Genomic DNA, 12,197 nt, shown 5'->3' with positions numbered 1-12,197 from the left:
GAACTTTGGAATTAAAGTTCAGTCTCTGAATCAACTTCATAACAACCTCTCTATAACATTCCAAATCAAATAACTTTGAGATTTTAAAATCCCTTTTTGTGGATTTAAGAATAAAATATTTTGTTTAAGTGAAAACTTCTAACTTTTTTGTTTATTGTTATGTCTTCAATTTCATAACTTTCTTTAAACTCTTACTCTAAATTATATTTTTCTTTTAAAAATTCTTTAACAACTTTTAAAACTTCCTCTGCATTTTTTAAGCATTCTTCAGCATCCTCTTTTGTATATTTCTCCAGTGGATTCCACACATCCTCCCCCATTGGTTCAGGATATCGGGGCAAAGCCCAATGTCTTTCTAACTCCCTTATTATAGGTAATAAACTTTCAAATCTTCCTTTCCAATATTCATCGAAGTTATCCAAATTCCTTACCAGCAGGGTTGAAACATAATGTGTTTTTATAAAAACTCCAAATAAAATTAATACAGATTTAATGGGGTCTTCCCAACGTGGTCATTTATGGACAATTATAGGCATTTGAGATATTTTCCATTTAAATCAACATAATAGACCACGTTGGGATTGGGTGGCATTGGGTTCAACTCCCCTCTGGGTTCATTGGGGAGTAAATCATCACCCTTCACCCCAGCCACGGGAACCCCAACTCCGCCTAAAAATTCTTTAACCAATTCAACACCCCTCTTAAACACGTTAAAACAACCAACAAATTGTCTATCAAAAACACCACACTTATCACACTTAACAACCTGTCCCTCTTGGGACTTCATTTTACTCCCGCATACGGGACAGGTTTTTGAAGTATAATGAGGATTAACATAAAAAACAATACTCTTATACTCCAACCTTCTCGCAATCTCCCTCCAACTACTCCTATCCAAACTCCTATTAAAACTCGAATTATCATCATACATGTTAAACTTATCCAAATCCTCAAAAACGAAAATTGCATTTGGAAAGAGTTTTGACAGTTGTGAAGTCAATTTATTAATAAAATCATTAACTCGATTTTTTCTCCTATTAAGATATTTTTTCAATAATTTGCCAATCCTCTTCGGAGCTTTTTTATAGATTGACTTTAACTTATCAATTATAGCATCATAAACCTTCTTTATCCTATGCAATTCAGACAAATCAATCCTAATCCAACCTTTCTCAGGATGATATAAATCGAGTGATTTTAGATTACTATCAACTCCAATTAAAATCCTCTTATCGGATAAATTTAATGGTTTTTTAAATGTTATTAATGCTTCTTTGTCCTTTAAAATAACCTCTCCAATGGTGAAATCTCTAACTTTATCGAAAAACCATTCATTTTTAATATTTAGAGTTAAATATTCCTTTCTCGGTTTTATTGTAATTCTTATCAGCCCATTTTCTTTATCGTATTTTATTAGAGTTGTTTTAACCCTAACAAAAGGTCTTTTGAATATTGGCTTATTCCTCCCCCTCTTACCATTCAAATAATTCGACTTCCAACTTTCTATTGTAGAGTAAGCTACTTTTATAGCACCATCGACATAATGTGATGCGAAATTCCAATTTTTTAGTAGGATACTCCTTAACTCCCGTTTAAAAGTCTTATCCTTTGGAATCTCTGGAATTAATCGAATGGTAGTGTAATATTTATATTTTCTCCCCACCTTATATCGATGTTTTACCTTCTTTTCCTTCCAGTTGATGTTTTCCCAAATAATATCAACTGCCTTTTGGGCTATTTTTATAAATTCATTCGGTAGGTTGTCTAAGTTATAACCATGTCTAACTTTATAAGTTAATACAATTTCCGTTGGGAGTTTAGTTTTCCTCTTTGGCATTATCCTCCCTTAAGATTTCTTTAACTGTTTTGGTAAGCTTTTTATACTTGTGAGAACGCATTCCATAAAGCTTTCCTGCAAAGTGGGAAACAATCGTTATCAAATCTTCAACTAATTCTTCTTGTAGTGCCTTCTGTCGTTTGTTTATAATTACAATTTCAGTCCCATAAGATTTAAAAAACTCTTTTAACGTTTCAAAACCAAATCTTGTTAATCTGTCTGGATAAGCGATTATTACTTTTTCAACCTCCCGATTCATAACCATTTTTAAAAGTTTTTTATAATTCTTCCTCTTTTCGTTTAAACCACTACCAATGTCTTTTAATATTTGTATTTTCCAACCATTTTCCTCTGCATAGGATTTTATTAATTGTATTTGCCTCTCTAAATCATCTTTTTGAGTGTTTGATGACACTCTTGCATATCCGATAATTTTCCTTTGTTTGTCATCTTTTATTCCTAAGATTCGTTTTATTTCACTCTCTGGAACTCTTCTTTTACCTCCTACCGTTCTAACACATTTAATTTTTCCCGCCTTATCCCAACGTTGTAATGTTTTAATTGAAACTCCTAAGATTTTTGCCGCTTCTTTTAGAGTATAATGTCGCTCCATAACCATCAATGTCTATATTTGTCTATCTAATATATAACAGTTTCGGAAGGCTTTTTCAATACACTGTTGAGAGTGAAAGACAGAACCAGAGTGGTGATTTGTTTCCAATAAAATTTTTGCTATTTCCAAATCCTCCTCTGCCATAGATAGAAAAAACTTACTTAAATTAACTCTGCGATTTTCCATTCTTTCTCCCCATCAACAAATATTGGATTTGTTCTTTTAATAATTGGTCTTATTTTTTCAAGATAATTTTTCCAAAAATTATTTTTATCATAAATTACTCTATAACCAGTTAAAATTCCATATATTAACGGATTTATTGATTTAATTGATAATTCTTCTGGCTTTACCAAGATTGGAGATAAGGCTATACAATATTTTTTAAGAAACTCTAAATCAATATCTTTTATAATTTTATACCTATCAATTCTCCTTTCTGGTAGGTTTTTAACAATAATCAACAAATCAATATCAGAATATTCTGTAGCTGTTCCTCTTGCATAAGAACCAAATAAAATAATTGATATTAAGTCATCCCCAAATTTCTCCTTACATTTATTTAAAAATTCATTTAGGATTTTGTTTAACATTTTTTCATTCATTTTTGACCCTCCCCTTGCATAACTACTATTTTCCCATACTTATTCCTCTAACGGAATTAGAGCAACAATATGCCCCTTTTGAATTATCATCCTACCAACATCCTTGCCATCAGCCCTCGCATCTAAAACCATAATATTATACTTATCCTTTGCCTTAACCAAGCCCTCAACAACCATGCCATTGTCCAAATGGATTTTACACTTCTTCTTATGAGCAAATAACAACAAATAATCCTTATAATCATCCTCCTTCTTTACTTGCTTCCTCTGTGGCATCCTCCTCTGCTTATTCTGCTTTTGCTTTGGTTTATTCATCTTCTCAACCTCTTTCTTTATCTCATCTAAATGCTTAGTTTTAATATGCTTTTTTATAACTTTTAAGTCTGCATTAGTATAATCACAATAAGGACATTTATAGAAAAATCCCTCCTTCTTTATCTCCAAGTTTTCAATGTATTTGTCAATATCCATTATATCCCTCTTATTCTATTATTTCATAAAAATTAATTTTATAACTCCCACAACTTGAGGATTTGTCAATACATACACTATCATGAACACAATAATCAAATAAAAGATTCTATCAGTCTTTTTATCCAATTCATAAAACTTATTATCCACATACCTTAAAATCTTCTCATCCATAGAATTCATCCTCTCCTCCAATAGGGCAATATCATTCTTAGTGGCTAATTCATTTTCTAACATTGAATAACACCAACACTCAATGAAAAAATTATTTCAATATGGCCTTTACAATTTCATAAGCATAAGGATTCAAAACAATTACAGCAAATAAGGTAATTAGTATCAATATTTTTATTTGATTAAATTTATTATCAACATACCTTAAAATCCTCTCCTCCATAGAATTCATTTTTTCCTCCAAAAGGGCAATATCCTTCTTAGTAGCCAACTCATCCCTCAAATCATCTTTAACCCCTTCCCTAGCCTCTCTCTCAATCTCCTTTATTACCTCAACAACCACATCATAACATTCCATAGCCTTCTTCTCATCCTTAACATATTTAAGTAACAACTCATATATCCTAGCATAGGAGACTGCCATACCAACACCTCCACCAGCAGATACAACATATAATATATATTATATTATATATTATATCAACCGATACCTTCCCGGTTTTGGTTCATCAATATCTCCAAACTTTTTCAACTTGTTTAACAATCTTTCCAATTCCTTCTCATTTATTCCTTTTTCTTCAACAAAATTTAAGATTTCATCAAAACCAACTAAAACCTCCGAACTCCCATGTGAAAGCTCTTCTATGGCATTATACACAATATCTAACTTTTTCCTTTCACTACTATGAACTCCCATTATTTTGTCAATATCGAATATTCCAGTTTCTGGGTCATAAGCAATCTCTTTTAAACATTCTGTTATCATTCCAATTGCCTCCTCTGCATCCTCAACATCAACAACATCTTTCAATTTTGCTTTTGCATGAGCTTCAGCCAATCTTACGGCCGCTTCTAACTGTCTTGCAGTGATGTTATGTTTTTTCCTCATCTCTACATACCAATTTACTAATTTTTTCTTAGTTTCCCCAGTCATAACTGGTTTTAACTGCCTTGCGTAGAAAATGTATTTTACAATGAACTCAAAGTCAATTATCACTCCATCAATCTTAATGTAATCTAATCTAATCTTTTTATTAACTTCCTTGTCTAAATAAGCCCTATGCACATCTATAATGTGTTCTGCAATTTCCTTATCAGCCTCTTTATCTGCCCTATCCCTAATTGGGAAAATCAAGTCAAACCTGCTAAGCAATGGAGCTGGGATATCAATCTGTTCAGCTACAGAAACATCCGGATTAAATCTTCCCCATCTTGGGTTTCTCGCACAAAGAAAGCTACAAACTGATTGCAACCTTGCATCAATCCCTCCTTTACAAAAATGGATTACATCCCCCTCCATAGCCTCATAAAATGTAGTATCTCCTTTGGGAATGTAGAATTCATCAATACATACAGTTCCAATTGACTTTGGAACAGGCCCAACTTTCACAGTCCAACTTTCTCCAGATAGGCTCTTTTTCTTCTCTGCAATTGCAAAAACACTGTTAATCGTTGAAGTTGGCATACTCACATAATTATTACCTGGAATCTCCGCAATCTTTCTTAAAATAACCGTCTTCCCAATCCCAGGGTCTGTAATTAAGAGAATGTTGATTTTATCCCTTTTTCCTGGTTTTTTCACCCCCCTAATTTGTTGTAAGAAAACAGCTTTTTTTACAAGTGAATGCCCCTTAATCTCTGGGATTAATCTATCTGATAATAAATCAATGACATCCTTCCTCTTAGCAATCTTTTTAATATCTTCAATGTCCTTCTTTGTCAATCTTGGAGCAATGTTATCAATCTCCTCAACATCCACTGCCTGAACAACCAAATCATAAACTTTGGATTTTGAACTCCTTGGAACTGTCCTGACGATACCTGTAATCTTCACATATCCACTAAAAACCCCGTCAGAGTCTTCATACAACACTCTCTGCTCCCTTATATACCCCTTCTCGTTAGGTAGCCCCTGAACAATCAATTCCTGAAAGTTTGTGTATTCTTCGTCTTTAATGTGCTGTAATTTTACATTACACTCATTACATACCAACTTATCACTATTTTTTGCAAAAAAGTCCCTGAGATACACATTAACTATTTTTCCACATCTTGGACATTGGAAAACACTCTTTTTCACAAAAACAGAAACATGAGACGCGTAAATTATGTTTGCTTCAAATTCTACTACCTTATTAACATATTCAGCATTAATCTTATTAACATCAATTTCCAATGCTGGAAAATCACACAAAACAACCTTAAAATCTCCCATTTCATAAGTTATCTCATAATATACCTCATTAAATAATTTTGTCAAATAATCAACTACCTGATAATAATTATCAACACTCTCAATGGCATAATCAATCATATCCCCAAACTCTGCAGATAAATCCCTTGCAGAAAGCCTAATCTTCCTTTCCAACTTCTCGGGACCAACAACAGTAATATAATTCTTTAAATATTTTCTTAACAAGTCTTCATATTGCATTATGATAAATTCCATATCTATTTTAAAATTAGATTCATCACTTTCATTATCATCATTTAAAACATTTCTTAATTCATTTGTGATTTTAATAACCTTATAACCATCCTCTTCTCCAATATCAATAAAATTAAGATATTTTTTTAATATTGCAATGAATGTGTTGTAATACAACCTTCCAAGCCCTATTTCCTTTGCCTTTAGCATCAATTCAGCTTCATTTACCTCCTCTTTTTCTACTAAAAACTTTATTAATTCCTTATATTCTGATTCTTTATCATATTTGCTTTCTTTATAGGTAGGATGCTTTTTCCTCTCACGTTCGAAAATATTATATATTTTATCAATAATATACTCATTTGGGGACATGCACATCACCTTAAAACTTTGGTAGATATCCTATACGTAATCGTGCAAAATTTTTAATAAACCACTGTGAATCTCTATTAGAACACTCTTGTGTCCTAACGTAATCGTACAATACTCCCAAATGTTAATCGTGCTGGGCTTCCAGCCTTTTTTTTAATCTCAACACTTCATCCTCTGGAATCTGATAATATACTCTATATAACGTTTTTCTAATGTTAGCTTTCAATTCTCCCTTTTCAATCCATCGAATTACAGTAGTATGAGCTACACCCAAGATTTTTGCAGCTTCTCTGGCAGAATAATACTTCATAACAATCACAACTTAATGGTTTATTGTTATATTGTAACATTGGATATATATACTTTGCTATATCTATTACAAAGCTCCGAACTTTAGCTCAGAAAGGTAGCTAGAGATAATTAAGTCATACTACTATAGCCAGATATCCAAAATATATATCTCAACTTATATTCCTTTATCTGTTTAGTAATAACCTTATCCTGTTTTATCTATTCTTATCCGTTCTTATCTGTCTCTATCTATTCTTATCCGTTCTTATCTGTTTGGAATTGTTTTTATCTAACAGATAAGAACCTTATCTGTTTTAATCTAATCTTATCTGTCGGATAAGACTTTTATCCGTATATATCTATCAATACTCAACAGATAAGGCATATTCCATCCAGATAAGAAATTGAGTTTTTCAACCCCTATGATTTTATGATTTTTTCCAATTTCGATGGTTGTGCATACAATAAACACAACCATTGTTAAAATCTCAAAAATCCTCGTTATTCTCCGAAAAATAGGGGTAATAACTCCTTGACATTCCTCAAATCTCCAAAACTCCTCATTGTCCCGAATATACTATATACCATAATTATGTTATTTCACATATACTGAACAGTTCTTTTCCTCATACTCTCCCTAATACCTCTAAATTGAGATTTAATTGGTATTTTTCCCGAAAATGGGGCTAATGATTCCTTGATTTTCCCAAAAAATTGGCAGTTTTGTTTTTTGTGGATGCGATAGTTATATATACTCTCTATTACAGAAACTATAATGTTTCTTTTAAATTAATCACGTGGGGTGCAATAGAAGTTAAGGAGGGACAAGGAGGAGAACTATTTTAAATACACAAATGTATGAAAATGTCGTTATAGTATATATTGAAACAACTATATATCAAAATATTAGTTTATTCCAATAAATTAGCTCCGATGACCGATGACCCACACTCCGTTGGGGGTGTGGCAGAGTGAGGGGCTGGGAGGGGGACTGCCCATGCCATAAAGGGCGACCCTCCAGGAACCTTTCGGCTCTCCACATCCGTGGAGAGCAGGATGTTTCAATATGTGAATTAATCGATATATTGGGGGCATTGTTTATTCCTGAGGGCGGTAGCCGTCGTGGGTAATGGCAATTACCCACGACGGGTTAGGACTGCCTCGATTATTGGTTATTCCAAATGGATAAATATAAACAAACAAACCATGCACACCACAAAAAACAACACAATTTGGGAGAAACTAAGGTTAATACAAAGTGTGTAAGCACATTTTACAAATACACATTGTTATAATTGTTTATTTAGCGAATACAAAATATTTATATTAACCAATTGTGGTAAAATTTGGTGGGATTTAATGGGTAGGAATAGGCCTTTACATCACCAGCTAAAGTATGCAGTCATGCAATCCTATAGGCATAGAGGGCAAAGAAGACAATTTAAACAGCAATGGCAGGAATTAGACAAAGCTTATGAGAGGGGAGACATTACCTTCGAAGAATGGCTCAAAGAAAAATCAAAAATTTGGTTTGTAGCCTCAAGGGGGGATTTTTGGCGTGGGAATAGGCATAAGGAGGGATACTTAGACTCCTTAATAAAATTTGCAAATAACTTTGGAAGATGGATACAAAATGAATTTAAAGTTAAAAGAGCTTGCGATATAACTCCTGAAATGACTCAACTTTTCCTCGAATGCAAAGCAAAAGAGGGAGTTAGAGCAACAACATTAAAAAAGTATGTTTCAATGATTAAAGCATTGAATTTAGCCTGTGCTAAAACTTATGGGCTAAAATGGAATTTTAAATTTGCAAAGGGGATTTATGTTCCTCAGCATGCACTACAACAAGAAGCAAGAACCATAAGGATAGAACCTGAAGATTATAAAAGGGTTATCAATAGTGAGTATTTCCAAAAATCAAAGAGCAAAGCAAAGATTGGCATTGTTTTAGCAAGACATTTTGCTTTGAGAGTGAATGAAATTGCAAAACTAAAATATGGAGATGTTGTTTTAGATGAAAGAGCTATTCCAGACTCATTAAAGCGTTTTATGGTTGGGAAATCAATATATAATGCTTATTTAATTGTCAAAAACTCAAAACATGGATTACATAGAGTAATCCCTGCTCATACTGAAAAAGAGTATGAATTGCTCAAATCAATCAAAGAGCATCAAATAAAAAACAACATTTTAGATGATGTTGAAATTGTAGGCTTGGATAAAGATAGTGTTAATGCATTTTTTAGAAGATGTTTAAAAAACTGCGGATTAAACTATTATGTTGAAAAAGGGGTTAATATTCATGGATTGAGAAAATTGAGAGCTTCAGAATTGTTTTTAGAGAAGTTGAAGGAGATATACACTAATGTTTATGCTGGCAAAAATATGCCATTGAAAAAGAAGATTTACTTATCCTTTAAAAAAGCTGGGGCTTATGTTGACAAATATTTGGGGCATGAGAATAAATCAAAGGGAAAACAACATTTAAAAAGAGAAGGTCGATGGGATTTGATAAAAAAGTATCAATTGGATGTTTTAAAGCCAGAGGATATAGCAATGGCATTAGTAGAGTGTGGATTGGATTATGAAACTGCTTTGGAAACTGTCAAAGAAGTGCTAACTGACTTGAATTAAATGCCACTGTTTATAAAATAATTAAAAGGTGGTAATTAATGCTGAATTTGTTCAAAAAAGACAAAAAAGAAGATTATAGAGAAAAAGAGAATTATCAAAGCATTCATAACGTTGTTAAAGCTCACTATGATGATTTTTTAGCCAATATTAACAATGGCATGAATGGAGGGGTAAAAAGGGCTGGGATTTCCTTTCCTGAAAATTTGCATGATTTTTTATATATTTGCTCAAAGTATGAAAAAATAACAGTTAGTAAATTAGTTGTAGATTTACTATTATTTGTTTTAGAGGATAAGGAGAGATTTAATGAGTTTTTAAAAGAAAAATATGGTAAAAAATTATAGATTGTTGTATATTGGCAGTGGCATCTGGATTAATAGCTATGCCACTGCCTACATGTTTTGGATATAGTGTTCAAAAAAATTCAACCTGCACTTAAACAATATGATTTAGAAAGAATAATTTAAAAAGAACAAAAATATTTATATGGGTTTTTTGATATTTTTATTTGTTTGATTTAGTTGTTTATTGTAGTGTTGTGGCTGTCTCGCCGAATGAACTTTGAATTTAATAAAGGTAATAACTATTTGATATTTGCTAATTTAGAGGATTTTTATTTAATTTCTAAGGATATGGTAGTTTGATTATTCGGAATATTTAGGTTTATTAAATCATTTAGATTTTTAAAAGTTAAGGTTAAATAATAAGCTAAATAAAATTTCTCCAACCAATAAGTTAAATCTTCAAATTTAGAAATATAAAAATCCTCTATTTTGTATATAAGAAAAAAGCTTATATAGCGTTGGATTTATAAATAAAAGATGTCATCTATACTTAGAAAAATATGGTTCCAAAAAGCTTAAATATAAGAATGGTAATTAAAACTATATTGTCGATGATTGCCCTGTTAAAATCAGACCTCTTAGAGGATGGAAACATAACACATGATATTAACAAATAACTTTCTAAAATGGTTAAAATCAGACCTCTTAGAGGATGGAAACCTCTTATCAGCATTTATTATTTTTTCTATTGGTTGGGTTAAAATCAGACCTCTTAGAGGATGGAAACTAGAATTCCTTTTGATTAAATACATCGTAAAACTGCGTTAAAATCAGACCTCTTGGAGGATGGAAACTATTCTTTTAATCTACTAAGGTATATATTTACTGCGTGTTAAAATCAGACCTCTTGGAGGATGGAAACCTAACTACATCGTCTGTAACTTCTTTAATTTCCTTATCAGTTAAAATCAGACCTCTTGGAGGATGGAAACTTCAATTAAAAAGCTCTCTAACTCTTCACTATAATCGTGTTAAAATCAGACCTCTTGGAGGATGGAAACTTACCCTAAACAAAGCTGTAGCTGTATATAAATATTTGTTGTTAAAATCAGACCTCTTGGAGGATGGAAACCTTTTAGATAACATTTTTGTAATGCTGGAACTATAAAGTTAAAATAAGACCTCTTGGAGGGTGGGAATTGGTTTTCTTTTTTTGTAATACATTTTGTTTCATTAATGAAATTTAAGCAGTTCCTATTTTAACACTGCTTATTACCCTCATACTGGTTTTTTATAACGAATTGCATTTGTTTAAAATAGGTTCGAAGGAGGGGTGGGTTAATCAACTTTAAACTTCTAAAAAATCTTGCACTTAATCAAGCAGTGGCATGATAAAAACACCAAATATGTATGTTAAATAACTTACATTTTTAGTGTCCGGAATTTTTTAACCAAAGTTTGCCTTTGAGGCTAAAGACCAACACCACCACACATAATAATAGCAAAAATTGCTTAAACACACATACTGAACTTTGGAGATATCTTAATAGTTTATATACTTTTAAAACAATTTAATCATGCCTTTAGAAATATAGAAAAATAGAAAGGTAAAGCCCCTAATGGTGTTGCTATGAATGATAAAATAACCTATTTTATAGATAACACAATTTCCATAATAAAATTAACTCTTATGACTTACTTAGTTATAGCTATTGGTATAATGTTCCAGCCCTTGCAGTATCCAACTAACATAAGCATTATATTCATGGTAATTATAGGAATTGGCTTATTATTTGCTTTCCAATTTATATTAGGCTATGGCTTTGACATTTACAAACAACTAAGCATAGAGGATAGAATAGAATTCTACAACTATGTTGTTAGAAAAATATTTAACATACTAATTGAACATAGCTATTACGGGTTATTGCTAAGCACATACAACTTATTTGTGTATAAAAAAGCCATTGCCATTGGATTATGTTGTATAGCAACATTAGGAATAATTACATTTTGGATTTTAGGAAATAAGCTAATAAAAAATGGTTAAAATTATGTTTTAGATAGTTTTACACTCTTAGCCCATCTATAAGTCATAAATGCAATAGCAAACAATAGGAACAAATAAATCCCCATGGCAATAAAAAACACATCATTGTTAGATAACTCCATAACTACCAACCTCTATTTTTCTACTCATAGTTATGGCAACTATAGAATATAACTTTTGTTATCTTCACTGGAAAGGTAGCAGAATATACAAGTATGCAAGTATATTTTTGTTCAGAGTATATTTTTCTACAAATATGCTCTTTTACTTTGGATAACATTTCAACTATTGGATATAATTTTTCATTTCCATTTTATCTTTCTTTAACATGTTCCCTTAATTAGTTATTATACAAAATGACTGCCTATTTTTTATAAAATCGGCAATATACCCTCTATAAAACAGTGGCATGCACTTCGAAAATTTCTAACTTATCCT

General features: G+C 31.6%; 13 protein-coding genes, 1 pseudogene and 1 CRISPR repeat array. Of the genes and pseudogenes, 3 read left to right on the top strand and 11 right to left on the bottom strand.

Annotation, left to right across the window (positions count from 1 at the left end):
• Positions 1-36 precede the first annotated feature (36 nt).
• From MFS40622_RS09750 to MFS40622_RS09245, 11 genes and pseudogenes are all read right to left on the bottom strand, one after another.
• Positions 37-188: pseudogene (locus tag MFS40622_RS09750) on the bottom strand (ATP-binding protein); the annotation flags it as partial.
• Between the two features lie 3 nt (positions 189-191).
• The gene (locus MFS40622_RS09290) at positions 192-494 is read right to left on the bottom strand and encodes a HEPN domain-containing protein (RefSeq protein ID WP_083771431.1); all 303 of its coding nucleotides are present in this window, start codon (positions 492-494) and stop codon (positions 192-194) included.
• Positions 495-526: 32 nt separating this feature from the next.
• Positions 527-1,837: a zinc ribbon domain-containing protein gene (locus MFS40622_RS09285; protein WP_012981416.1), complete on the bottom strand. Its 1,311-nt coding sequence runs from the start codon at positions 1,835-1,837 to the stop codon at positions 527-529.
• Positions 1,818-2,450 carry an IS607 family transposase gene (locus MFS40622_RS09280; RefSeq protein ID WP_012981415.1) on the bottom strand — a complete coding sequence of 211 codons (633 nt, stop codon included), beginning with the start codon at positions 2,448-2,450 and terminating at the stop codon, positions 1,818-1,820. Before MFS40622_RS09280 ends, MFS40622_RS09285 begins: the two co-directional genes overlap by 20 nt.
• 12 nt (positions 2,451-2,462) lie before the next feature.
• Positions 2,463-2,636 (bottom strand): HEPN domain-containing protein, encoded by a 174-nt coding sequence (locus MFS40622_RS09430; RefSeq protein WP_012981414.1) that lies wholly within the window; start codon positions 2,634-2,636, stop codon positions 2,463-2,465.
• The gene (locus MFS40622_RS09270) at positions 2,612-3,055 is read right to left on the bottom strand and encodes a nucleotidyltransferase domain-containing protein (protein WP_012981413.1); all 444 of its coding nucleotides are present in this window, start codon (positions 3,053-3,055) and stop codon (positions 2,612-2,614) included. Before MFS40622_RS09270 ends, MFS40622_RS09430 begins: the two co-directional genes overlap by 25 nt.
• 39 nt (positions 3,056-3,094) lie before the next feature.
• Positions 3,095-3,526 carry a C2H2-type zinc finger protein gene (locus MFS40622_RS09265; RefSeq protein WP_012981412.1) on the bottom strand — a complete coding sequence of 144 codons (432 nt, stop codon included), beginning with the start codon at positions 3,524-3,526 and terminating at the stop codon, positions 3,095-3,097.
• An 18-nt stretch (positions 3,527-3,544) separates the two neighbouring features.
• Entirely contained in the window at positions 3,545-3,763 is a 219-nt protein-coding gene (locus MFS40622_RS09260) for a hypothetical protein (protein ID WP_012981411.1), read from the bottom strand.
• A 28-nt stretch (positions 3,764-3,791) separates the two neighbouring features.
• Positions 3,792-4,124: a hypothetical protein gene (locus MFS40622_RS09255; RefSeq protein WP_012981410.1), complete on the bottom strand. Its 333-nt coding sequence runs from the start codon at positions 4,122-4,124 to the stop codon at positions 3,792-3,794.
• A gap of 51 nt (positions 4,125-4,175) precedes the next feature.
• Positions 4,176-6,500 carry a minichromosome maintenance protein MCM gene (locus tag MFS40622_RS09250; RefSeq protein WP_012981409.1) on the bottom strand — a complete coding sequence of 775 codons (2,325 nt, stop codon included), beginning with the start codon at positions 6,498-6,500 and terminating at the stop codon, positions 4,176-4,178.
• A gap of 124 nt (positions 6,501-6,624) precedes the next feature.
• Positions 6,625-6,810 (bottom strand): helix-turn-helix domain-containing protein, encoded by a 186-nt coding sequence (locus MFS40622_RS09245; protein ID WP_012981408.1) that lies wholly within the window; start codon positions 6,808-6,810, stop codon positions 6,625-6,627.
• Positions 6,811-8,150: 1,340 nt separating this feature from the next.
• Here MFS40622_RS09245 and MFS40622_RS09240 point away from each other — a divergent pair.
• From MFS40622_RS09240 to MFS40622_RS09230, 3 genes are all read left to right on the top strand, one after another.
• Entirely contained in the window at positions 8,151-9,425 is a 1,275-nt protein-coding gene (locus MFS40622_RS09240) for an integrase (RefSeq protein WP_012981407.1), read from the top strand.
• Between the two features lie 38 nt (positions 9,426-9,463).
• Positions 9,464-9,769: a hypothetical protein gene (locus MFS40622_RS09235; protein WP_012981406.1), complete on the top strand. Its 306-nt coding sequence runs from the start codon at positions 9,464-9,466 to the stop codon at positions 9,767-9,769.
• Positions 9,770-10,331: 562 nt separating this feature from the next.
• A CRISPR array of direct repeats spans positions 10,332-10,909; the repeat unit is 31 nt; unit sequence GTTAAAATCAGACCTCTTGGAGGATGGAAAC.
• Between the two features lie 430 nt (positions 10,910-11,339).
• Positions 11,340-11,759 carry a hypothetical protein gene (locus tag MFS40622_RS09230; RefSeq protein WP_012981405.1) on the top strand — a complete coding sequence of 140 codons (420 nt, stop codon included), beginning with the start codon at positions 11,340-11,342 and terminating at the stop codon, positions 11,757-11,759.
• Positions 11,760-12,197 lie beyond the last annotated feature (438 nt).

The organism is Methanocaldococcus sp. FS406-22, assembly GCF_000025525.1.
In the GTDB taxonomy this organism is placed as follows: Archaea; AGJL01; Methanococci; order Methanococcales; family Methanocaldococcaceae; genus Methanocaldococcus.
This window is presented reverse-complemented; position numbering and strand designations above follow the sequence as displayed.

Excerpts from the sequence above, each read along its gene's own strand:
- MFS40622_RS09430 (WP_012981414.1), bottom strand. The coding sequence starts at position 2,636 with ATGGAAAATCGCAGAGTTAATTTAAGTAAGTTTTTTCTATCTATGGCA.
- MFS40622_RS09260 (WP_012981411.1), bottom strand. The coding sequence starts at position 3,763 with ATGTTAGAAAATGAATTAGCCACTAAGAATGATATTGCCCTATTGGAG.
- MFS40622_RS09285 (WP_012981416.1), bottom strand. The coding sequence starts at position 1,837 with ATGCCAAAGAGGAAAACTAAACTCCCAACGGAAATTGTATTAACTTAT.
- MFS40622_RS09250 (WP_012981409.1), bottom strand. The coding sequence starts at position 6,500 with ATGTCCCCAAATGAGTATATTATTGATAAAATATATAATATTTTCGAA.
- MFS40622_RS09255 (WP_012981410.1), bottom strand. The coding sequence starts at position 4,124 with ATGGCAGTCTCCTATGCTAGGATATATGAGTTGTTACTTAAATATGTT.
- MFS40622_RS09270 (WP_012981413.1), bottom strand. The coding sequence starts at position 3,055 with ATGAATGAAAAAATGTTAAACAAAATCCTAAATGAATTTTTAAATAAA.
- MFS40622_RS09240 (WP_012981407.1), top strand. The coding sequence starts at position 8,151 with ATGGGTAGGAATAGGCCTTTACATCACCAGCTAAAGTATGCAGTCATG.
- MFS40622_RS09230 (WP_012981405.1), top strand. The coding sequence starts at position 11,340 with ATGAATGATAAAATAACCTATTTTATAGATAACACAATTTCCATAATA.
- MFS40622_RS09245 (WP_012981408.1), bottom strand. The coding sequence starts at position 6,810 with ATGAAGTATTATTCTGCCAGAGAAGCTGCAAAAATCTTGGGTGTAGCT.
- MFS40622_RS09280 (WP_012981415.1), bottom strand. The coding sequence starts at position 2,450 with ATGGAGCGACATTATACTCTAAAAGAAGCGGCAAAAATCTTAGGAGTT.
- MFS40622_RS09265 (WP_012981412.1), bottom strand. The coding sequence starts at position 3,526 with ATGGATATTGACAAATACATTGAAAACTTGGAGATAAAGAAGGAGGGA.
- MFS40622_RS09235 (WP_012981406.1), top strand. The coding sequence starts at position 9,464 with ATGCTGAATTTGTTCAAAAAAGACAAAAAAGAAGATTATAGAGAAAAA.